The organism is Labilibacter marinus (assembly GCF_001659685.2).
Lineage (GTDB): Bacteria > Bacteroidota > Bacteroidia > Bacteroidales > Marinilabiliaceae > Saccharicrinis > Saccharicrinis marinus.
In genome coordinates this window covers 64888-87813 of the sequence record NZ_LXYE02000012.1, presented here as the reverse complement: position 1 = coordinate 87813, position 22926 = coordinate 64888, and the positions used below count along the sequence as shown (strand labels likewise).

18 protein-coding genes and 2 tRNA genes are annotated in these 22926 nt (G+C 37.0%); 1 reads left to right on the top strand and 19 read right to left on the bottom strand.

The genetic code is table 11. The features are described 5' to 3' along the window. Positions 1-393: 393 nt before the first annotated feature. From A8L32_RS05495 to nuoE, 6 genes are all read right to left on the bottom strand, one after another. Positions 394-1587, bottom strand: a complete 1194-nt coding sequence (locus tag A8L32_RS05495; protein WP_066628651.1) for a SpoIIE family protein phosphatase — start codon at positions 1585-1587, stop codon at positions 394-396. Next, a complete protein-coding gene (locus tag A8L32_RS05490) occupies positions 1577-3430 on the bottom strand; it encodes a [Fe-Fe] hydrogenase large subunit C-terminal domain-containing protein (RefSeq protein WP_066628634.1) in 1854 nt (617 codons plus the stop codon). Before A8L32_RS05490 ends, A8L32_RS05495 begins: the two co-directional genes overlap by 11 nt. Before the next feature lie 11 nt (positions 3431-3441). Then, positions 3442-3690, bottom strand: a complete 249-nt coding sequence (locus tag A8L32_RS05485) for an NAD(P)H-dependent oxidoreductase subunit E (protein WP_066628632.1) — start codon at positions 3688-3690, stop codon at positions 3442-3444. A 231-nt stretch (positions 3691-3921) separates the two neighbouring features. Continuing rightward, on the bottom strand, positions 3922-5709 hold the full coding sequence (locus tag A8L32_RS05480) for an NADH-dependent [FeFe] hydrogenase, group A6 (protein ID WP_066628626.1): 1788 nt from the start codon (positions 5707-5709) through the stop codon (positions 3922-3924). Positions 5710-5727: 18 nt separating this feature from the next. Continuing rightward, a complete protein-coding gene (locus A8L32_RS05475) occupies positions 5728-6909 on the bottom strand; it encodes an NADH-ubiquinone oxidoreductase-F iron-sulfur binding region domain-containing protein (protein ID WP_066628624.1) in 1182 nt (393 codons plus the stop codon). A 6-nt stretch (positions 6910-6915) separates the two neighbouring features. Further along, positions 6916-7413, bottom strand: a complete 498-nt coding sequence (gene nuoE, locus A8L32_RS05470) for an NADH-quinone oxidoreductase subunit NuoE (protein ID WP_066628621.1) — start codon at positions 7411-7413, stop codon at positions 6916-6918. Positions 7414-7630: 217 nt separating this feature from the next. On the opposite strand from nuoE, the gene A8L32_RS05465 reads away from it, so the two are divergent. Further along, on the top strand, positions 7631-8296 hold the full coding sequence (locus A8L32_RS05465; protein ID WP_066628618.1) for an AlbA family DNA-binding domain-containing protein: 666 nt from the start codon (positions 7631-7633) through the stop codon (positions 8294-8296). A gap of 11 nt (positions 8297-8307) precedes the next feature. Here the strand turns inward: A8L32_RS05465 and A8L32_RS05460 are convergent, their stop codons facing one another. The 13 genes from A8L32_RS05460 to A8L32_RS05400 all read right to left on the bottom strand — a co-directional run bounded on the left by A8L32_RS05460 (position 8308) and on the right by A8L32_RS05400 (position 22923). Next, on the bottom strand, positions 8308-9489 hold the full coding sequence (locus tag A8L32_RS05460) for an exo-beta-N-acetylmuramidase NamZ family protein (protein WP_066628612.1): 1182 nt from the start codon (positions 9487-9489) through the stop codon (positions 8308-8310). Between the two features lie 221 nt (positions 9490-9710). Next, positions 9711-10034 carry a DUF3467 domain-containing protein gene (locus A8L32_RS05455; RefSeq protein WP_066628609.1) on the bottom strand — a complete coding sequence of 108 codons (324 nt, stop codon included), beginning with the start codon at positions 10032-10034 and terminating at the stop codon, positions 9711-9713. A gap of 90 nt (positions 10035-10124) precedes the next feature. After that, positions 10125-14399: a DNA-directed RNA polymerase subunit beta' gene (rpoC, locus tag A8L32_RS05450; RefSeq protein WP_066628607.1), complete on the bottom strand. Its 4275-nt coding sequence runs from the start codon at positions 14397-14399 to the stop codon at positions 10125-10127. 78 nt (positions 14400-14477) lie between these two features. Then, on the bottom strand, positions 14478-18290 hold the full coding sequence (gene rpoB, locus A8L32_RS05445) for a DNA-directed RNA polymerase subunit beta (protein WP_066628603.1): 3813 nt from the start codon (positions 18288-18290) through the stop codon (positions 14478-14480). A 105-nt stretch (positions 18291-18395) separates the two neighbouring features. Then, positions 18396-18773, bottom strand: coding sequence for a 50S ribosomal protein L7/L12 (gene rplL, locus A8L32_RS05440; protein ID WP_066628601.1), 378 nt, complete (start codon positions 18771-18773; stop codon positions 18396-18398). Between the two features lie 38 nt (positions 18774-18811). After that, positions 18812-19330, bottom strand: coding sequence for a 50S ribosomal protein L10 (rplJ, locus tag A8L32_RS05435; protein ID WP_066628599.1), 519 nt, complete (start codon positions 19328-19330; stop codon positions 18812-18814). Between the two features lie 27 nt (positions 19331-19357). Then, positions 19358-20053 (bottom strand): 50S ribosomal protein L1, encoded by a 696-nt coding sequence (gene rplA, locus A8L32_RS05430; protein WP_066628592.1) that lies wholly within the window; start codon positions 20051-20053, stop codon positions 19358-19360. A 19-nt stretch (positions 20054-20072) separates the two neighbouring features. Next, on the bottom strand, positions 20073-20516 hold the full coding sequence (gene rplK / locus A8L32_RS05425; RefSeq protein WP_066628589.1) for a 50S ribosomal protein L11: 444 nt from the start codon (positions 20514-20516) through the stop codon (positions 20073-20075). Between the two features lie 111 nt (positions 20517-20627). Beyond that, the gene (gene nusG / locus A8L32_RS05420) at positions 20628-21179 is read right to left on the bottom strand and encodes a transcription termination/antitermination protein NusG (protein WP_066628586.1); all 552 of its coding nucleotides are present in this window, start codon (positions 21177-21179) and stop codon (positions 20628-20630) included. Between the two features lie 13 nt (positions 21180-21192). Beyond that, a complete protein-coding gene (gene secE / locus A8L32_RS05415; RefSeq protein ID WP_066628578.1) occupies positions 21193-21387 on the bottom strand; it encodes a preprotein translocase subunit SecE in 195 nt (64 codons plus the stop codon). A 95-nt stretch (positions 21388-21482) separates the two neighbouring features. Then, positions 21483-21555 (bottom strand) — tRNA-Trp (locus tag A8L32_RS05410). Between the two features lie 47 nt (positions 21556-21602). After that, on the bottom strand, positions 21603-22790 hold the full coding sequence (gene tuf, locus A8L32_RS05405) for an elongation factor Tu (protein WP_066628576.1): 1188 nt from the start codon (positions 22788-22790) through the stop codon (positions 21603-21605). 61 nt (positions 22791-22851) lie between these two features. Next, positions 22852-22923 (bottom strand) — tRNA-Thr (locus A8L32_RS05400). Positions 22924-22926: the final 3 nt, after the last annotated feature.

The following is a 22926-nucleotide window of genomic DNA, read 5'->3' as shown; positions in this document are numbered from 1 at the left end:
TCTAAAAACAACTAACGAGTCCTCAACAGATTAATAATCAGTACACAAACCCAATTAAAGAAATATTTCTAGAATTAAATGCAAAATACGGTGTATCCAATGAAAAAAAAAAGTGGAAAATCATGATTAGAGCAATACATAATAAGTCTAAATAAAGCTTACAGGCAGAAGTTAAGGCATATTAGATCATTACAAATATGCTATGTTTCAATGCATAATACATCTAAATTACAAAAAGGTGCACTCCTCTCAATTGGAATGATAAATAACAAGCTAAAGTAACGCCCCATTATCATGATAATTATCAGGAATATTCAGTAATAAAGAAAGTAAAATAAAAGCGAAAAGATATTTATATTACAACAACCAGCACGCTTAAATATTAATAATCAACTAAATATACTCAATAGTGACTTCCTTTAGTAATTTCTCTTCCAGCAATAATGCAATATGCTTTACTACAGTTCGTCGTATCTCTAACTCAACCGGTAAATTAGGATCTTGATGGGCAACATTAATTCTAGTACCATTGACGATATGAATTTTGTCGCTTTCTAAAAAAAGTTTAATAATTTGATGTGCAGGACCCGCCCCAGGCGTATAATCCTTATCGTAATCTTCGAGTACACGCACCACTTTACCTAAAGTCAAAATACCCTCAGTAACCAAATCAATGCCTTCCATTTGGGCAGCTGGAGGTAAATCTGGGTCGGTCATTTCTATACTTGCAGAAAACTTTAATCCTAATTCACGTGCAATAATTTCGGCCGTTGTACCTCCGCTCACTACTTTCTTTCCACCATACGACTGAACTTTTAAAGCAAAATCCACATCATTTTTTTCTTCAAATGGAGGACCTGTTACAAACAAAAGCTTTCGTGGTTCGCGCAAATAAATAATACCTGAAGAAGTATCATCTAAAGGGCTTCCTCCATCATTTAAGGAAGCCATATTAACAATTTTTCGGGACAACTTTGCGGAAGAGATATAAGGGGTATTTTTTACACTTTTCACCACGTACTTTTCTGCTTCATCTCGCCCCCAGCCAAAAGGCAAGGTTTTAGTACCCATACCGGATTGCACAATTCCATCCGACCAAAAGAAGATTCTATCTTCTTTGCGAGCCTTAAAATGGCAAGTGTACAACTTCTTACCCTTATTCTTTTTACTCTCTAATGTTATTTCGTTCCACTCAGGATCGAAAGGGCGATGCGTGCGCATAATTAAACAGCGTGGATTATCGTATTCCACGATAGTAGTACTGCCTTCATCATCAATATCAATAATAGTAAAAGTGGAATAACTTACTTTACGAACACTGCAGACTGGAAGCGTATTCATGATGATCTCGGCCGTTTTCTGAACCTCTTTGTGCTCAATGGTAAAGTTAACTGCCATGGATGCTGTTAAGGTAGCCAGCACATTGGCTTTTACGCCACTCCCCATTCCATCGGAAAGTACAATGATGGTTCTGCCATCTTCTTTTATTCGGCGTGAAATAAACACATCTCCACAAATAAACTCGCCATGGTGATTATTTTGCTTGCAGTCTATATCCAGAAAAAAATCAGGCTCTTTAACTTCCATGGCTCTCTCCTACTTTTTGTGCTTCAATAATTGAGTTCAACACCTTTTCGGTTTTAGAGGCACTTTCGCCTAACAAGAAGGCAATTTGCTGAACGGTTTGCAGATTATCTCGAATAACAGAACGTGCTCTATTAATAATTTCCTCTCTACGAACCTCTGGAGCGGTTAAATCTCGAATAATACCTCCTACAATCTGATGTTTTTTGATGGTGAAAACGGACACATTTAAAATAACATCTTCAACAGTAGTATCTCTATTAATAATCTCCTGCCCCGTTTGAAGCACCGTATTAAACAACTTTCCAAAAGGTAGTAAAGTGTTAATATCTGCACCTTTTAAACCAGGAATAACATCGTTGAGCATTTTAGCATCTTCTCCCATCATCTTAACAAAGCTTAAGTTTGCTTCAATGATATTTAAATCTGCATCTACCATTACAATTCCTGCCCTAATTTTATTGAGCATGGCTGTAATTGTTTCCGCGGCTTCTCTTGCTGCCACCTCTTCTTTACGCGCTTTTTCTTCACTTTCTTTTAATGCCTCCTTGGTATTTTTCAGATTTTCGTTAGCCGCATGCACCTTATTAATATAAGTATGCAAAGTCTTGATTGAATAGGAGTAACACATTTCGAAGTTTGTTAAACCTTGACAATAGGCTACCGCAAACTCTTTACAACTAGGGTAACCACAAGCGCCACATCCCAGTTGATCCTCAACCTTACTTTTACCCATATCGTGTAAAACACGATCCACTTCTTCCTCAGAGGGCTGAGGTAATCGTTTATCGGTCACCTTAAAGCTGCGACTTAAATCTAAATCTTTATACGCAGCCATATCATTCTTCCAGTTGCTTTCATCAATTACTTTCAGCCTCTTTTCTACATACTGAATGATGTTTGACTGTCTTGTATATTTTTTATCGCCAGGGCTCATTCCTGGTCCCATTCCGCAACCTTCGCAATAATACAGGTCTATATTTTGATTAAGCGTACTTTCAACAGAAAACTCACGCAAGGATTGCAAAAAGTTATTTCTTCCATCGGCCGATATAATACTACTGTTTAAAAGATCTTGCTGCATATCTACTGCCTGCCACAAACCATGGTTAATAGGATACAAACCACCTTTTCTTCCTACAGGCGGATCAAAATCGCTAAACTCCACTGAGTACTCATTAATAGCAGCAATATCGAACATCTGCCTCAATTCTTGAAAAGTAATCACTCCGTTTAACTTGCCATCCGTCTTTGAAAACGAACGCGCATCATCTTTAGCCGAAACGCAAGATGTTATATAAATTACTTTAATATCTTCACCATACTTTTTACGCATTACCTTGGCCATTGCCACAAATGGAGGTACAATTGGCGCCAAATTTTCCACCAAGTTTGGTCGATATTTTTCAACAAAAGAACGAACTGGAGGGCAGTGAGTAGTTAGATAATATTTACCATGAAAATCCTCCAACAACTCCCTATATTTTTGTGCAACTAAATCTACACCAAAAGCTACCTCACCAACTAAATCGAAGCCTAGCTCGCGTATCATGGCTACAAACTTTCGGTAATCTGATATATCATTAAACTCACCCGAAATAGCTGGATCGCAAATAGCAGCTACTTTTGAATCACTACTAATTAAATCGTTCACCACATCTATCTCGTGTCTAAAACTAATGGCATCCTGAGCGCATACCACAACGCAATTACCACACCCAATGCACTTACTTGCAATTATATTAGCTGAACTATCTGCTATTTTAATGGCCTTTGCAGGACAAGCCCTAATACATGTAAAACTCAGGTTACATCTATCTTTATCTACTTCTATCAATTGTGACATAAAACAGCAGTTTAAATATTAAAATATTCACCTAAAATATCATAAACCTTATCGGGATCCACATTACCATGTAGCTCTTCATCTATCTTTAAAACTGGACCCTTTTCGCAATTACCTGTGCACAATTCTCCTTTAAAAAAAACAGACTCTTCTAAATGGTGTTCAGATACAAATTTCTTAACAATAGCAAGTATTTCTTTATTTCCTCGAGCAAAACATGAGCTCCCTAAGCATATAGTTATTGTATGTTCACTTTGCATATATGATAATTTTTGTCGGAGTTTTAGTAACTGTTTAAATATCGAAAATAATTTTGTGACTACAGCTTTTTTTAAGAAGTTACCGCAGTAATTTGTCTAATATAGAATGGATATATATCTCATAAAAAATACCCTAAGAACTGAATCCTAGGGTATCTATATTCTTAACGATTATTCATGATAGATGGATATAGTGCATACCAGTTCCATATTAAACTAATCGACATTAAATCAATACCTATTTCGTTCTACATAGCTGGTATGTAATAACTCATGTGATTTGTGTCCCAGTGGTTCTTTCAAAAATTCTTCGTAAAGCTTAATTACCTCTGGGTTATCGTGAGATTTACGAATGGGTTTACCCGCATCTTCTTCATAAATAGCTTTACTTCGTTGCGCTCTTATTTCCGCATTGGTTGGGATAGGTTGTCCTCCGCCTCCAAGGCATCCTCCAGGACATGCCATCACTTCAATAAAATGATAAGAAGCCTCCCCACTTCGTACTTTATCCATCACCTTTTTGGCATTGGCTAAACCATGAGCTACACAAGTTTTTAATTCGGCTCCTTCTAAAAAGCTCCATTCAGGCAAGGTATCTTCTATTTTTATAGTAGCCTCTTTCACTTCTTCCATACCACGCACCGGCGTAATGTTTAAACCATCAAACGGCACCTCTCTACCCGTGACCACTTCGTATGCTGTCCTTAATGCAGCTTCCATCACTCCACCCGTTGCTCCAAAAATAACTGCTGCTCCTGAAGAAGTTCCCATAAACGAATCAAACTCTTCATTCTCCAATGCTTCAAAATCAATACCTGCCTGCTGAATCATTTTAGCTAATTCTCTTGTAGTCAGAACCAAATCAACATCTTTATATCCACTGGCATGCATCTCGGGTCTATTGGCCTCATATTTTTTAGCCGTACAAGGCATTACTGAAACTGAAACTATATTCTCTGGCTCCACCTTAATTTTATTGGCATAGTACGTCTTCACTAAAGCCCCAAACATTTGCTGTGGTGATTTGGCCGTAGAAACATTTGGAAGCATTTCGGGATACATATGCTCTATGTATTTAATCCAACCTGGCGAACACGATGTGGTCATCGGTAAATTGACATCTGGGTTTTTATCTACTAAAGCTCCCTTTAAACGCTGAAGTAGTTCGTTACCTTCTTCAATAATGGTTAAATCCGCAGTAAAATCAGTATCTAAAACCGAATCAAAACCTAATCGACGCAAGGCCGCTACCATTTTACCTGTAACAACAAGCCCTGCCTCCATTCCTAGAGCCTCTCCTAATGCCACACGAACAGCAGGAGCTGTTTGCACTACCAAGTGCTTTTTAGGATTATTGATAGCTGTCCACACTTCATCAATATAATTGCGCTCAATAAGAGCTCCCGTAGGACAGCGATTAACACACTGACCACAATTGGTACAAACCACTTCGTACATAGGCTTTTCAAAGAATGAAGACACCTTCATTTCTTCACCTTTATAAGCTACGGTTAGAGCTCCAATATCCTGCAATTGATCACAAGTACGCACACAACGCTGACATCGTATACATTTAGAATCATCCTTAATGATTGAAGGAGAAAAGTAATCAATAGTGTATTCTTTAAGCGGAACCAAGTCGATAAAACTATCTTCTCCTATTAAATATTCAGAGGATAAATGTTGTAGTTCGCAACCTTCGCTTTTATAACAACGTGTGCAGTCCGCTCTATGCTCCGACACCAAAAGGTCTATTACACTTTTACGTGCATTCCTTACTTTTAAACTATTGGTGAGTATTTCCATCCCCTCAGAAACGGGCGTGGCGCAAGAAGGTAATAATCGATCAGCCCCCACCTGCTCTACAACGCAAACGCGGCAATTACCAGCCACGCATAAATCTTCGTGGTAACATAAAGTGGGTATCTTAATTTTTAGCTTTTTAGCGGCTTCTAACAAAGTAGTTTCTGGCTGTACGCTAACTTCTATATGATCTATGGTAAGATTAATATTATTCATTACAGTGCTTTTTGGTGGTTAGTAAATCATTTCTTCCTTAAAATTCTCCACTATCGACGAAAACGAATTAGCTACAGATTGACCTAAGCCGCACTTCGCAGTAACACGCATATTCTCGGCCAAGCCAAGCAATCTATCCAAATATTCAGAGGAACGTTCCCCTTTTTTAACCGCCTCTATTCCCAACAATAATTGTTGCGTTCCCACACGACATGGTGTACATTGACCACAACTTTCTTCTACAAAAAAGTCGAGATAATTATGTAACACATTGTACATGCTACGGGATGAGTTAAAAATCATCATTGAACCACCAGTTGGTAACGAAACCCCAGTAAGTTTTCCTTGATACCCAATTTTGGTTTTATCGAACTTTTTTCGAGGAACACAAAAACCCGATGCACCACCAACCTGCACTGCTTTAGCATCACCATCGCCAAAGTCGTCTACAAACTTTTTAACCGACATACCAAACTCCAACTCGTATATACCTGGATTTGGCGTATCTCCTGAAACAGAAAACACTTTAGAGCCTCTGGAATCCTGAACTCCTAAATCCTTAAATTTTTCTGGTCCATATTTAAAAATAGAATAAGTATGTGCCAATGTCTCCACATTATTAATCACAGTTGGCATTTTTCTATAACCTGAATTGGTGGGGTAAGGTGGTTTATTTCGAGGCTCTCCACGATAACCTTCCATACTTTCAAACAGGGCGCTTTCTTCTCCACAAATGTAAGCTCCACTTCCTAAGAATATCTTTACTCTAAAATCAAAGCCAATTTTATTCATCAACACATGGAAATCATCAATCATCTCATTTAAAGAAGGTAGTAGAAACTTATACTCGCCACGTAAATAAATATAACCCTCGTGAGCTCCAATAATTTTAGCGCAGACAGCCATACCAATAAGCACTTTATGCGGAACCTGCGTTAGAATTTCTCTATCTTTAAATGTTCCTGGTTCACCTTCATCTGCATTACAAATAACATATTTCATATCACCTTCGGCTTCGGAGGCTAATTTCCATTTTAGTCCTGTTGGGTAACCAGCTCCTCCTCTACCTTTTAATCCCGAAATAATTAAATCATTGATTAAATCGTGTGTTGGCCTTGCCATGGTTTTAACAAGAATCACTTCCCCATCATTCTCATTTTTAAAAATGAGGTCCAGACGTTTTAGGTTTTTCTTTGACATAAGGCATCAGTTTACTTGGGTTGCAGCATTACTAACCAAATCATTTTGTTTTAATGATTGAATTATATCCCTTACTTTATCGGGTGTGAGATTCGTGTATGGTGTATCGTTAATAAGCATTGCTGGTCCTTTATGACATTGCCCCAAACAATTAGTTTCTAACAAAGTAAACTTTCCATCGTGCGAAGTTTCTCCTAACTTAATTTTTAATTGCTTCTCTAACTCTTGAATAATGAGATTTTTACCATGCATCATACAAGTAATCGTTTTACAGACTCTTACTACATACTCTCCCATGGGGCTAGTATTCAAAAATGAGTAAAACGAAGCTGTACCAAACACATGTGCTGCAGATATATCTATCTCGCGAGCCACTTCAACCATGGCTTCTTCGGACAAGAACCTTTTTTTTTCTACCACCCCTTGAAGGATAGGTAACAAACTTTCGTGATAGCGGCCGTAATTATCAGCCAGACTCTTCACCAGATTTTTCATTTCGGTCATAAGCTGTATTTTAAGGATAATTAGAGAAATATTTCTTTAATAAATTACGATATTTAGTCCTCAATAGACATGATAAATATCATAAATTCGCCACACAAATCTCCTCTTCACATTGATATTCAACACTTACGCATCTTCTATTCTTATTTACAATAGCTATAGCTCAAACTTGTAGAAAAAGCCCAAAACATATATTTTTGACACAAAGAAATAATTCATGCTTAATAAACAGCTCCAACTAAAAATTGAGGAAGGTGAACATCAAAGGCAAGATTTTAAATACGCCATCAATGACTCTAAAAAGATTGCGCGTTCGCTAGCTGCATTTGCCAATACGGATGGAGGAAGTCTGTTACTAGGGGTAAAGGATAATGGTAAACTTGTTGGAGTATCTTCGGAGGAAGAATTTTACATGATAGAAGCAGCTGCAAATATGTATTGCAAACCAGCTGTTAATTTTGAAACATTTGAATGGAAAAGCGAGGGCAAAAGTGTATTAGAAATAAAAGTTCCTAAAAGTGTAGACAAACCACATAAAGCGACCAATAAGGAAGGTAAATTTATGGTATACGTGCGGGTAGGTGATCAAAATTTACTGGCGAATAAAATAATATTGGAATTTTGGAAGGCTCAAAAAAAGAATAGAAACCACTTATTAAAACTTAATAAACCAGAGAAATTCTTACTTGATTATCTTTCCACGAATAATAGCATCACTTATACACGTTTTCATAAACAGGCTAATATATCACGATTTAAAGCAGAGCGCATACTAGTGAGTCTACTGTGTATGAATATTATAAAGATACATATTACAGAAAAACAGATATACTATACCTTATCTGAAAATCCTGATTTAAGCGAACCGAAAAATTTTGGATAGATAAACCAAACCTATTTCTTAGGGTACAATAAATACTTCTCTCTTAAAATTCCATATTCTAGTAATTCATCTTGCCAAGAGAGTTTGATTTCTTCTTCTGATAATCCCCTCTTAATATCTGCTAACAACTTTTTATTCCCTGAAAGCAACTGAAACCATCTTTCATTCAGGCCATAACCTTCATCATTACAAAACTTATTATAAAAGCTAATAAAATATTCCAGTGTAAACTGATGTGCTAAAGGTTCCTGTCTTAAGTCGATACCATAACACAACTTATTTTCTTGTTTAGGATGTTTTGACATACCATCTATACTTACAGGCTTAAAAGTAAACTCTCCAGCTTCTTTTGCAGGATAACCAATTACCTGAAATGGAAAGTAAGTTCCTCTTCCTACACTTATATTTGTGGCCTCAAAAAAGCATAAAGAAGGATATAAACGAATAGAAGTTGCATTGGGCAGGTTAGGAGATGGTTTTACGGGTAAATCGTACGGCATCGAATGATTCCAGTTTTTCATTTTCACAAGCTCTAAGTCGCAACTAAGGCTATCTTTTAGCCATCCTTCCTGGTTAATCATTAAAGCCAGCTCTGCCACCGTTAAACCATGCACTATCGGAATTGGATGCATACCAACAAAAGATTTACAATCATCTTTTAAAATAGGCCCATCAAAATAATCACCATTTGGATTTGGCCTATCCAGAATAATCAACTTCTTAGAAGACTCTGCACAAGCCTCCATCATATAATGCATGGAGCTGATATAGGTATAAAATCGAATTCCAACATCTTGAATATCGAATATAACAACATCAATACCCTTTAGCATTTCTGCGTTCGGCTTCTTATTTTTTCCGTAAAGAGAAACAATAGGAATACCTGTTTTAATATCCACTTTACTATCTACTTTCTCACCAGCATCGTGTTTACCCCTAAATCCATGCTCCGGAGCAAATATCTTAACGATATCAACTTCTTGCCTTAATAACGTATCTAATAAGTGTATTTCGTTTACTAGAGAAGAGTGATTGACTAACAATCCCACCTTCTTGCCTTTTAACAAAGGAAGGTACTCCGAAAATCGATATGCGGCAGGAGTAATTACTTCTGTCTTATTTTCCTTAACCTGCGAGGAGCATGAATGTCCGATAAATAGAACAATAAATAATATAGCAGTTATCTTATACATAAAACAAAGTTACCATACTTATACCAATATTACATTCGAATAACCTTTATAATTCCCTTCTGTAGCATTTACTCTTCGTTAAAAGCTTCAACACAGCTCTAGCTATACATCAACTTTTTACCTTGATTAAATACTAAACACATTAAACTATTTAAACCTAACTCAAAAGAAAAATTGGTATTAAAAAACCTCAATAATGATGATTATTGAGGTTATATAAATTAAGCTTGAGGAGTAGAACCTCCAAAGTTCATAGGAATATTCCCTCCTGCATTTCCATCATCAATATTCTTAATTGGACCATGCATCGATTCATATCTTCTGATATTATCTTGTAAAGCCATCATTAAACGCTTTGCATGCTCTGGTGTAACAACTACCCTCGATTTAACCTGTGCTTTTGGCAAACCAGGCATAACTCTAATAAAATCCATTACAAACTCTGAAGGAGAATGCGTTATTACTGCAAGGTTAGAGTACACACCTTGACCAACTTCTTCCGTCAGCTCAATATTCAGCTGATTCTTATTTTTTTTATCTTCCATCTCGTATTTTTTTATAAAAATATAATACCTCTTGAAATAAAAAAAGGGAAGTATCGAAATACTTCCCTTTTCATTATATGATAGAATAAACTATTCTTGTTCTTCTTCTACAGCTGGTTTTTCAACCAATCTATCGTACTCATCTTTAGAACCTACTACTAAATTCTTAAGCGCTCTTTGACCAGTACCTGCAGGAATTAAGTGACCACAAATCACATTTTCCTTCAGACCTTCTAAATGGTCAATCTTACCTGAGATAGCAGCCTCATTAAGAACTTTGGTTGTTTCCTGGAAGGAAGCAGCCGACATAAAGCTCTTAGTTTGAAGTGCAGCTCTTGTAATACCTTGAAGAATCTGACTAGATGTTGCTGGAATGGCATCTCTAGATTCAACTCCTTTAAGGTCTTTACGCTTCAACTGAGAATTTTCATCTCTTAGTCTACGAGCAGATACTATCTGTCCAGCTCTTAAGCTTTCAGAATCACCTGGATCAACAACTACTTTCTGAGCGTAAATTGCATCATTCTCATGCATAAACTCAAGCTTATCAACAATTTGCTTCTCTAAGAATTTAGTATCACCTGGATCAACGATGTTTACTTTACGCATCATCTGACGTACAATAATCTCAAAGTGCTTATCATTAATCTTCACACCTTGTAAACGATATACATCCTGAACCTCATTTACAATATACTCCTGAACCGCTGTTGGCCCCATAATATGAAGAATATCTGAAGGTGTAGTTGCTCCATCTGACAATGGAATACCTGCACGAACGTAATCATTTTCTTGTACTAGAATCTGCTTAGAAAGTGGTACAAGATATTTCTTTACCTGACCATCTTTTGAAGTAACGATAATTTCACGATTACCACGCTTGATCTTACCAAATGCTACCTCACCGTCAATTTCAGAAACTACCGCAGGGTTAGATGGGTTACGTGCTTCGAATAACTCCGTTACCCTTGGAAGACCCCCTGTAATATCACCTGCTTTACCAACTGCTCTAGGTATTTTAGAAACAATTTCTCCTACCTTCACTTTTTGTCCCTCTTCTACAGAAACGTGAGCTCCTACCGGTAAGTTAAACGTTTTAAGAACTTCACCAGACTCAGCAAGAATCTTTAATGCAGGGTTCTTCGTTTTATCCCTAGTTTCAATGATAACCTTTTCCTTAAATCCAGTTTGCTCATCCGACTCTTCCTTGAAAGTAATACCATCAAGCATGTTGTCGAAACTTACAGAACCACCTTTTTCAGAAACGATTACCGCATTATAAGGATCCCATTCACAAATTAAATCCCCAGCTTTAACCTCTACACCATTCTTAATGAATAATTTAGAACCATAGCTAATTGGATGATTCACTAATGCAATTCCTGTATTTTTATCAATAATACGTAATTCAGCCAAACGACCTATTACGATATCAAATGCTTTTCCATCTTCATCTTTCGTAGGAACAGTACGTAGTTCTTCAATCTCTACAATACCATCATACTTGGCTACAATACTACTTTCTGTAGAAATGTTACCTGCTGTACCCCCTACGTGGAATGTACGAAGTGTAAGCTGTGTTCCCGGTTCTCCAATCGACTGAGCTGCAATAACACCAACCGCTTCACCAATATGAACAAAGTTACCTGTCGCTAAGTTACGTCCGTAACATTTTGCACAAACTCCAACTTTTGATTCACAAGTAAGTACAGAACGAATTTCAACTCTTTCAATAGGAGAATCTTGTAATGCTTTTGCTTTAGGCTCATCAATCTCTTGACCAGAATTAACAATTAAATCACCTGTTGATGGATGAAATACATCATGAACAGAAATACGTCCTAGAACACGCTCATATAATGTAGCTACAATATCTTCGTTATTCTTAATATCAGAAGCTGATAACCCTCTTAAGGTACCACAATCATCTTCAGTAATAATAACATCCTGAGATACATCTACTAAACGACGTGTTAAGTAACCCGCATCGGCCGTTTTAAGAGCCGTATCCGCAAGACCTTTACGAGCACCGTGAGTAGAAATAAAGTACTCAAGTACTGAAAGTCCTTCTTTAAAGTTAGAAAGAATTGGATTTTCTATAATCTGACCACCTGTAGCTCCAGACTTTTGAGGCTTGGCCATCAGCCCCCTCATACCTGATAACTGACGAATCTGTTCCTTAGAACCCCTCGCACCAGAATCAAGCATCATATATACTGAGTTAAAACCTTGTTGATCCGAACTCAATTGTGTCATTAAAGTATTCGTTAAACGCGCATTTACATGCGTCCAGATATCAATAATCTGGTTGTAACGTTCGTTGTTGGTAATGAACCCCATGTTATAGTTATTCAATACCTCTTCTACTTCAGCATACCCCTCTTCTACCATCTTATCTTTTGATGGTGGGATAATTACATCACCTAAGTTAAACGACAAACCACCTTCGAAAGCCATTTTGTAACCTAAGTTCTTAATATCATCCAAGAAGTCGGCAGTACGTGGAGTACCACAAATCTTTTGAACTTTACCAATGATATCTCTTAAGGCTTTCTTTGTCAATACTTCATTAATGAAACCTGACTCACGTGGAGCAAACTCATTAAATAAAATACGACCTACAGTAGATTCAATAATTTGTAGTTCAGGTACACCATCTTCATTTAAATCGTATCCCTTAACTTTTACAATAGCATGTAAATCTACACTTCCCTCGTTATAGGCAATTTTAACCTCTTCTAAATCGTAGAAAGTTAAACCTTCACCTCTAGCTCCCTCACGCGCTTTAGTCATGTAATACAGACCCAAGACCATATCCTGAGAAGGTACTGTAACTGGTGCACCGTTAGCTGGGTTAAGAATATTTTGAGAACCCAACATTAACATTTGAGCTTCCAAAATAGCTGCATTACCTAATGGTAAGTGAACCGCCATCTGGTCACCATCAAAATCCGCATTAAATGCAGAACATGCTAATGGGTGTAATTGAATTGCTTTACCTTCAATTAATTTAGGTTGGAAAGCCTGAATACCTAGTCTGTGCAGAGTAGGAGCACGGTTTAGCATTACTGGGTGTCCTTTCAAAACGTTTTCAAGAATATCCCATACTACAGGATCTTTTCTATCTACGATTTTTTTAGCGGACTTTACCGTTTTTACTATGCCTCGCTCTATCAACTTTCTAATAACGAAAGGCTTATATAACTCAGCGGCCATTCCTTTTGGAATACCACATTCGTGCATTCTTAATTCCGGTCCTACAACAATTACCGAACGAGCAGAATAATCAACCCTCTTACCTAATAAGTTTTGACGGAAACGACCTTGCTTACCTTTTAAGCTATCACTTAATGATTTTAAAGGACGATTAGCATCCGTTTTAACCGCATTAGCTTTACGAGAGTTATCAAATAATGAATCAACAGATTCTTGAAGCATACGTTTTTCATTACGTAAGATTACTTCAGGAGCTTTGATTTCAATAAGTCTCTTCAAACGGTTATTTCTGATAATTACCCTACGATAAAGGTCATTAAGGTCAGATGTTGCAAAACGACCACCATCCAACGGTACTAAAGGACGTAATTCAGGTGGAATAACTGGAACAACTTTAACAATCATCCATTCTGGACGGTTACGTCCAACAGACTCACGGAAAGACTCTACAACTTGAAGACGCTTTAAAGCCTCGTTCTTACGTTGCTGAGAAGTTTCAGTATTAGCTTTGTGTCTTAGATCGTATGATAATCCATCTAAATCAAGTCTTCCTAAAATCATATGAAGTGCATCTGCACCCATTTTAGCAATAAACTTGTTCGGATCATCATCCTCTAAATATTGATTTTCTTTTGGAAGTGTATCCAGTATATCTAAATACTCTTCTTCCGTTAAGAAATCCATATATTTAATTCCATCTTCTTCTTTGATACCAGCTTGTATTACTACATAACGCTCGTAATAAATGATAGAATCTAATTTTTTAGTTGGTAGCCCTAATAAATAACCAATTTTATTAGGAAGCGATTTAAAATACCAGATATGAGCTACAGGAACCACCAATGAAATGTGTCCCATTCTCTCACGTCGTACCTTTTTCTCTGTAACCTCAACTCCACATCGGTCACAAACGATACCACGATATCTAATTCTTTTATACTTACCACAGTGACACTCATAATCCTTTACAGGACCGAAAATTCTTTCACAGAATAATCCGTCACGTTCAGGTTTATAAGTTCTATAATTGATGGTTTCAGGTTTAAGAACCTCACCACTTGATCTTTCTAAGATTTCCTCTGGTGAAGCTAACCCGATAGAGATTTTTGTAAAATTACTCTTTACTTTCGTATCTCTTCTGAATGCCATATATCGACGTCTATTAAATTTAAAACAAATAAGGCAATCATTGAATAATGCAGAGCACTACTCAATGATAGTAAGGCTTTAATCTAGATTTACACTTAAACCAAGACCTCTAAGCTCATGTAACAATACGTTAAGTGATTCCGGTATACCAGGCTTTGGCATTGGATCACCTTTGACAATAGCCTCGTAAGCTTTTGCACGACCCATTACGTCATCCGACTTAACTGTTAGAATTTCCTGTAGGATATTAGCTGCACCAAATGCCTCTAATGCCCAAACTTCCATTTCTCCAAAACGCTGACCTCCAAACTGTGCCTTACCACCTAATGGCTGTTGCGTAATTAAAGAATAAGGTCCAATTGAACGAGCATGCATTTTATCCTCAACCATGTGACCTAACTTAAGCATATAAATCACACCTACCGTTGCTGGCTGGTGGAATCTATTACCTGTACCTCCATCATATAAGTAACTCTTACCATAATCAGGCACATTCGCTTTAGTGGTCCATTCATCCATATCAGCAAATTTAGCACCGTCAAAAATTGGTGTAGCAAACTTAACACCAAGCTCTTTACCAGCCCAACCTAATACAGTTTCGTAAATCTGTCCAAGGTTCATCCTTGATGGTACACCAAGTGGGTTAAGAACGATGTCTACAGGAGTACCATCCTCAAGGAAAGGCATATCCTCTACACGTACAATTCTTGATACAATACCTTTGTTACCGTGACGTCCAGCCATTTTATCACCTACAGTAATCTTACGTTTTTTAGCAACATATACTTTTGCTAATTGTACGATACCAGCAGGAAGCTCATCCCCGATAGTCAAATTGTATTTTTGACGCTTTTCTTTAGCTTCATATTCCTGGAACTTTAACAGATAGTTATGAATTAATCTTTGAATTAACTCATTCTTATCTTTATCAGTAGTCCATTTATTAGGGTCGATATTGTGAAAATCAACATCACCTAATATTTTTTGAGTAAACTTAGTACCCTTAGCTACGATGTCAACATCATAATAATCTTGAACACCTTGAGAAGTTTTACCATTAGTTATACTAAATAATTTGTCAACTAAACGGTTTCTCAAATCAGCTACTGAACGATCAAATTCCTCATCAATTTTAGCAATTAATGGTTTATCTGATGATCTTGCTTTTCTATCCTTAATGATACGAGAGAAAAGTTTTTTATTAATTACAACACCTTTTAATGATGGAGAAGCTTTCAATGATGCATCTTTAACATCACCCGCTTTTTCACCAAAAATAGCACGTAATAACTTTTCTTCTGGAGTAGGATCACTTTCACCTTTTGGAGTAATTTTACCAATTAAGATATCTCCTGGCTCAACATGAGCACCCACTCTAATCAATCCGTTCTCATCAAGATCTTTAGTCGCTTCTTCACTAACGTTTGGAATATCAGAAGTTAATTCCTCTAATCCACGTTTTGTGTCACGTACTTCTAAAGAATACTCATCGATATGTACCGATGTAAATACATCTTCACGAACTACTCTTTCTGAGATTACAATCGCATCCTCAAAGTTATAACCTTTCCAAGGCATAAATGCCACTTTAAGGTTACGTCCCAGAGCAAGCTCTCCTTTCTCAGTAGAATATCCTTGCGTAAGGATCTGTCCTGCTTTAACTCTTTCGCCAGTGACAACCATTGGTTTAAGGTCAATACAAGTATTTTGATTTGTTTTCTGGAACTTAGTTATTTTATAACGTTTAGTTTCAGAATCAAAACTTACAAATTTTTCGTTTTCAGTTAGATCGTAACGGATAACTATTTCTTCAGCATCACAGAACTCAATAACACCATCTTTTTCAGCAACAATGTTTGTTCTAGAATCACTAATTAGCTTTCCTTCTAATCCAGTACCAACAATCGGAGATTCAGGACGTAATAATGGTACGGCCTGACGCATCATGTTAGATCCCATCAAAGCACGGTTCGCATCATCATGCTCTAAGAAAGGAATCAAAGAAGCTGCTACCGAAGCAATCTGGTTAGGAGCAACATCCATTAAGTGAATCTCTTCTGGTGTAGACAACGGATAATCCGCTTCTAAACGAGCCTTAATTTTTGGATTGGCGAAATTACCATCCTCCGTTAAAGGAGCATTTGCCTGAGCAATAGTTAATTCCTCTTCCTCCTCAGCACTCAGATAAGTTACTCCCTCTAGGCTAAGATCTACTTTACCTTCCGTAACTTTACGATAAGGAGTTTCAATAAAACCTAAATCGTTAATCTTAGCAAAAACACATAAAGAAGAAATCAAACCAATGTTTGGTCCCTCTGGTGTTTCAATCGGACATAAACGACCATAGTGAGTATAGTGAACATCTCGAACCTCGAAACCTGCTCTTTCACGAGAAAGACCACCAGGCCCTAAAGCTGACATTCTACGTTTATGCGTAATCTCTGCCAATGGATTCGTTTGATCCATAAATTGAGATAAAGCATTTGTTCCGAAGAAACTATTAATTACAGATGATAAAGTTTTACTATTAATCAGTTCGATTGGCGTAAATACTTCATTATCTCTTACATTCATTCTCTCACGAATAGTACGAGCCATACGTGCTAAACCAACACCAAATTGGTTTCCTAATTGCTCACCTACTGTACGTACACGACGGTTACTAAGGTGATCAATATCATCAACTTCTGTTTTTGAATTAATTAATTCAATAAGATATTTGATGATTTGGATAATATCAGGCTTAGTTAATACTTTTGTGTCAACTGCCGTCTCTAATCCTAATTTTTTATTTAAACGGTAGCGTCCTACCTCTCCAAGATCGTAACGTTTATCCGAGAAAAATAATTTATCGATTACGTCACGCGCCGTAGCCTCATCTGGTGGCTCCGCATTACGTAACTGACGATAAATATGCAACACTGCTTCTTTTTCCGAGTTACACGGATCTTTTTGAAGTGTGTTATATATAATAGCGAAATCAGATAAATTCTGATTTTCTTTATGTAACAGAATTGTTTTAGCACCTGAATCAACAATCTCTTCAATGTGCTCAGTTTCGATAACTGTTTCACGATCAATAATAACTTCGTTACGCTCAATCGATACAACTTCACCTGTATCCTCATCAACGAAATCTTCGATCCACGTTTTAAGAACACGAGCAGCAAGTTTTCTACCTACTACTTTTTTCAATCCAGATTTAGAAACCTTGATTTCATCCGCAAGGTCAAAAATCTCTAAAATTTCTTTATCACTCTCGTAACCTATCGCACGTAGCAATGTTGTTACTGGTAATTTTTTCTTTCTATCGATGTACGCATACATCACACTGTTGATGTCAGTAGCAAATTCTATCCACGATCCTTTAAAAGGAATAATACGTGCAGAATATAATTTAGTACCATTTGCGTGTGTACTTTGACCAAAGAATACACCAGGAGAACGGTGTAACTGTGACACAACTACTCGTTCAGCACCATTGATAATAAAGCTACCTTTATCTGTCATATATGGCACGGTTCCAAGATAAACATCTTGAACGACGGTGTCAAAATCTTCGTGTTCTGGGTCGGTACAGTATAACTTAAGTTTAGCCTTTAAAGGTACACTAAAGGTAAGTCCTCGTTCCGTACACTCTTGAATAGAGTATCTAGGAGGATCTATACCGAAATCAAGAAACTCTAGAACAAAGTTGTTTCTTGTGTCCGTGATGGGAAAGTTTTCTTCAAATACTTGATATAAACCTTCAATTTGTCTTTCCTCAGGTGTTGCTCCCTGTTGAAAGAACTCACGGAATGATTTTAATTGAACTTCTAAAAAATCAGGATAATCTAATTGATTTTGAATAGAAGCAAAGCTAATCCTTTCGCTTGTGGTATTTGGAGTCATCTATCAACAAAAATTAATTGAACTTATAACATAAATGCATAAAAAGGTCTAGGAACTTATCAATGATAAGTCCCTAAACCGTTCCCTATATTAGGTAGTAATAACTTACTTAAGTTCAACTTCTGCTCCAGCCTCTGTTAATTGAGTTTTAAGTGCTTCAGCTTCTTCTTTAGTTACTTTCTCTTTTAATGGTGCAGGTGCTTTGTCAACTAATTCTTTAGCTTCTTTAAGACCTACTCCAGTCATCTCTTTTACTAACTTAACGATAGCTAATTTAGATGATCCTGGTGACTTAAGAATCACGTCAAATTCAGTTTGCTCTTCAGCAGCACCAGCGTCTCCACCAGCTGCAGGTCCAGCTACAGCTACAGCTGCAGCAGCAGGCTCAATACCATATTCTTCTTTAAGGATCTCTGCAAGTTCGTTAACATCTTTTACTGTTAGGTTAACTAACTCTTCTGCAAGCTTCTTTAAATCTGCCATTTTATTTATTTATTAAAATATTGTTATTTTTCTTTTATTTACTCTTTTTCTGCTAGTGTTTGTAACACACCGTGAATTGTAGAACCACCAGACTGTAGCGCAGAAATAACATTTTTCGCCGGTGATTGTAATAATGCAACGATATCGCCAATAAGCTCGTCCTTAGACTTGATACCTACAAGAGCCTCTAAAGACTCAGCACCAAGATATACAGACTCCTCAACATAGGCACTTTTTAATACTGGCTTTTTATTTGCTTTGCTAAACTCTTTAATAAGTTTTGCAGGCACATTACCTGTATTACAAAAGAAAACTGCTGTTGAACCTTTTAACGTATCAAATAGTTCGTCGTAATCACCTTCAGACTCTTTAAGTGCTTTTGTGAATAAGGTATTTTTTACCATCATCATCTTCACCTCTTTGTTAAAACAAAGTCTACGAAGGTCACTCGTCTTACCCGAATCCATATCACCAGCATCAACCACATAAAAGTGATTGTACTCTGCTATATTTTCGGTAAGTTCTTTTACAAGTAAGCTTTTATCTTCCTTTTTCATGATTCCTTTTTTTTGTTAGTTAAACGTTTAGGCTTCAACCGATTTGGCTTCAACACTAATACCTGGACTCATCGTACTTGAAAGACTTATGCTCTTAATGTAAGTTCCTTTTGCTGAACTTGGCTTAAGTTTATTAATTACATTAATAAATTCTTGCGCGTTCTCAGCAATTTTTTTCTCATCAAAGGATACTTTTCCGATTGAAGTATGAATTATACCGTACTTATCAACTTTAAAGTCGATTTTTCCAGCTTTCACTTCATTTACAGCTTTACCTACTTCCATAGTTACAGTACCACTCTTAGGGTTTGGCATTAAACCACGAGGACCTAAAACACGTCCTAATTGTCCAACTTTAGCCATCACACTAGGCATAGTAATAATAACATCAATATCGGTCCAACCGCCTTTGATTTTATCTACGTATTCATCCAATCCAACAAAATCAGCTCCTGCACTTTTAGCTTCTTCTTCCTTATCAGGAGTACATAAAACTAAAACACGAACTTCTTTACCAGTACCATGCGGAAGAGTACAAATTCCTCTTACCATTTGGTTGGCTTTTCTTGGATCAACACCTAACCTTACGTCAACATCTACCGAAGCATCAAATTTTGTTGTGGTAATTTCTTTTACCAATTTGGCTGCTTCCTCAAGCGAATATTGCTTTCCGGCTTCGATTTTATCTAACGCTAACTTTTTACTCTTTGTTAGTTTTGTCATATCTCCAAAATGGTATTTATTAGTTATCACCAGGGAAATCACCATTTACGGTAATACCCATACTTCTGGCAGTTCCGGCCACCATCTTCATACCGGAGCTAACTGTAAAACAATTCAAATCAGCCATTTTATCCTCAGCAATCGCTTTCACTTGATCCCATGATACTGAACCTACCTTTTTACGGTTGGGCTCAGGAGAACCACTTTTAAGCTTTGCGGCATCTAAAAGTTGAACAGCTGCTGGTGGTGTTTTAATAACAAAATCAAAAGACTTGTCAGTATACACCGAAATAACAACTGGTAAAACTTTACCTGCCTTTTCCTGAGTTCTGGCATTGAATTGCTTACAAAACTCCATTATATTCACACCTTTAGCACCTAATGCAGGCCCTACAGGTGGTGAAGGGTTTGCCGCTCCACCTTTTATCTGTAATTTGATAAAAGTTTCTACTTCTTTAGCCATGTAGCAATTCTTATTTAATTAATATATATATAAGAAATCAGTCGCTTCAGTTCTTGCAGTGATAAAAGATAAATCTTTTATGGAAGCTTAAACATACAAGCTTAAAGTGACCTATTGTTCTTTTTCTACTTGAAGAAAACTTAATTCTAATGGAGTCTTTCTTCCGAAAATCTTAACCATTACCTGAAGCTTTCTTTTCTCTTCGTTTACATCCTCAATAGTACCATTGAAACCATTGAATGGTCCGTCGATAACTTTTACGGTTTCACCTACAAAATAAGGAACATCAAATTCCTCGTTTTCAGAATCCGCTAATTCATCTACTTTACCAAGAATTCTGTTTACCTCAGCAATACGTAAAGGTACAGCACTATTATCTCGGTCACCTAAAAAACCAATAACATTTGGAATACTTTTAAGAATATGTGGTACTTCTCCAACTAAAGCAGCTTCAATCATAACATAACCAGGGAAGTAATTTCTTTCTTTACTGATTTTTTTACCGTTACGAATTTGGTATACTTTTTCTTGAGGAATAAGAACTTGAGCAATATAGTCTTGCAGATTTAAGCGCTCAACTTCATTTTCAACGTACTCTTTTACTTTTTTCTCTTTTCCTCCAATGGCTCTTAGTACGTACCATTTTTTATCTAGATTACCCATGTATACGACTTTCTTAGTAAAGTTGCTTATAAATCCAATCTAGAGACTTATCAAAAGTAACGTCCATTCCATAAACTATGCCAGCAATAATCGCAGAAGCAACCATTACAACTAAAGCACTATTTTGCAACTCAGCCCATGTTGGCCATGACGTTTTGTTCACTAACTCGTTCTGAACGTCTTTAAAGTAATTTACAATTTTGCTCACTGCTTTATTTCTTTAACTGGCACTAAAAAAGCACCGTGATTCTTTTACTATTTTGCCGGATAACAATCGCTTTAACGATTTTTCATCCGGCTTTGCACGGGATAAGAGACTCGAACTCCTGACACCTGGTTTTGGAGACCAGTGCTCTACCAACTGAGCTAATCCCGTATTAAAAAAAGTGGAAGAGTAAACTCTTCCACTTAAATATATATTGATTACTCAATAATTTCAGTTACCTGACCTGCACCTACAGTTCTACCACCTTCACGGATAGCAAAACGAAGACCTTGATCAACAGCTACTGGGTAGATAAGCTCTACAGTGATAGTTACATTATCACCAGGCATTACCATTTCAGTACCTTCTGGTAAAGAAATCTCACCAGTTACATCAAGAGTACGTAGGTAAAATTGAGGACGATACTTGTTATGGAAAGGAGTGTGACGACCACCTTCTTCTTTCTTCAAGATATATACCTCAGCTTTAAATTTAGTATGTGGAGTAATAAGTCCTGGAGCACCAAGAACCATACCTCTTTTAATTTCTTCTTTATCGATACCACGTAATAAAAGACCTACGTTATCACCAGCTTGTCCGTCATCAAGAATCTTACGGAACATTTCAACACCAGTACATACAGTCTTCTTACCTTCAGCACCTAAACCGATGATTTGCATTTCATCACCTGTGTGGATAGTACCTGTTTCGATACGACCTGTAGCAACAGTACCACGACCAGTAATAGAGAATACATCCTCGATAGGCATCAAGAAAGGTTTTTCAACATCACGTGGAGGAATTGGAATCCATGTATCAACAGCATTCATTAACTCCATGATTTTCTCAACCCACTTCTCGTCTCCATTCAATCCACCTAAAGCAGATCCTTGAATAACAGGAGTGTTGTCACCATCAAACTCATAAAAGTCTAACAGTTCACGAATTTCCATCTCAACAAGCTCTAAAAGCTCCTCGTCATCTACCATATCAACTTTGTTCATGAAAACGACCAATTTAGGTACGTTTACCTGACGTGCTAATAGGATATGCTCACGAGTTTGAGGCATAGGACCATCAGTAGAAGCAACTACAATGATAGCTCCATCCATCTGTGCAGCACCAGTTACCATGTTCTTCACATAATCGGCGTGACCTGGACAGTCAACGTGCGCATAGTGACGATTCTCTGTTGCATACTCAACGTGAGCACTGTTAATAGTAATACCCCTTTCCTTTTCCTCAGGAGCATTATCAATTTGATCAAAATCTCTTGCTTCTGAAAATCCTTTATCTGCTAGCACTTTAGTGATTGCAGCTGTTAAAGTAGTTTTACCGTGGTCAACGTGACCAATCGTACCGATGTTCACATGAGGCTTTGACCTGTCATAATGTTCTTTAGCCATAACTCGAAATAATTAGACAATTAGATATTAACTTATATTTTTAAAATCCGAACCAGAATAGAGCCAACGATGGGATTTGAACCCATGACCTCTTCCTTACCAAGGAAACGCTCTACCCCTGAGCTACGTCGGCCGA

Coding starts and splice junctions, on each gene's coding strand:
- A8L32_RS05495 (WP_066628651.1), bottom strand. CDS start 1,587: ATGGAAGTTAAAGAGCCTGATTTTTTTCTGGATATAGACTGCAAGCAA.
- A8L32_RS05490 (WP_066628634.1), bottom strand. CDS start 3,430: ATGTCACAATTGATAGAAGTAGATAAAGATAGATGTAACCTGAGTTTT.
- A8L32_RS05485 (WP_066628632.1), bottom strand. CDS start 3,690: ATGCAAAGTGAACATACAATAACTATATGCTTAGGGAGCTCATGTTTT.
- A8L32_RS05480 (WP_066628626.1), bottom strand. CDS start 5,709: ATGAATAATATTAATCTTACCATAGATCATATAGAAGTTAGCGTACAG.
- A8L32_RS05475 (WP_066628624.1), bottom strand. CDS start 6,909: ATGTCAAAGAAAAACCTAAAACGTCTGGACCTCATTTTTAAAAATGAG.
- nuoE (WP_066628621.1), bottom strand. CDS start 7,413: ATGACCGAAATGAAAAATCTGGTGAAGAGTCTGGCTGATAATTACGGC.
- A8L32_RS05465 (WP_066628618.1), top strand. CDS start 7,631: ATGCTTAATAAACAGCTCCAACTAAAAATTGAGGAAGGTGAACATCAA.
- A8L32_RS05460 (WP_066628612.1), bottom strand. CDS start 9,489: ATGTATAAGATAACTGCTATATTATTTATTGTTCTATTTATCGGACAT.
- A8L32_RS05455 (WP_066628609.1), bottom strand. CDS start 10,034: ATGGAAGATAAAAAAAATAAGAATCAGCTGAATATTGAGCTGACGGAA.
- rpoC (WP_066628607.1), bottom strand. CDS start 14,399: ATGGCATTCAGAAGAGATACGAAAGTAAAGAGTAATTTTACAAAAATC.
- rpoB (WP_066628603.1), bottom strand. CDS start 18,290: ATGACTCCAAATACCACAAGCGAAAGGATTAGCTTTGCTTCTATTCAA.
- rplL (WP_066628601.1), bottom strand. CDS start 18,773: ATGGCAGATTTAAAGAAGCTTGCAGAAGAGTTAGTTAACCTAACAGTA.
- rplJ (WP_066628599.1), bottom strand. CDS start 19,330: ATGAAAAAGGAAGATAAAAGCTTACTTGTAAAAGAACTTACCGAAAAT.
- rplA (WP_066628592.1), bottom strand. CDS start 20,053: ATGACAAAACTAACAAAGAGTAAAAAGTTAGCGTTAGATAAAATCGAA.
- rplK (WP_066628589.1), bottom strand. CDS start 20,516: ATGGCTAAAGAAGTAGAAACTTTTATCAAATTACAGATAAAAGGTGGA.
- nusG (WP_066628586.1), bottom strand. CDS start 21,179: ATGGGTAATCTAGATAAAAAATGGTACGTACTAAGAGCCATTGGAGGA.
- tuf (WP_066628576.1), bottom strand. CDS start 22,790: ATGGCTAAAGAACATTATGACAGGTCAAAGCCTCATGTGAACATCGGT.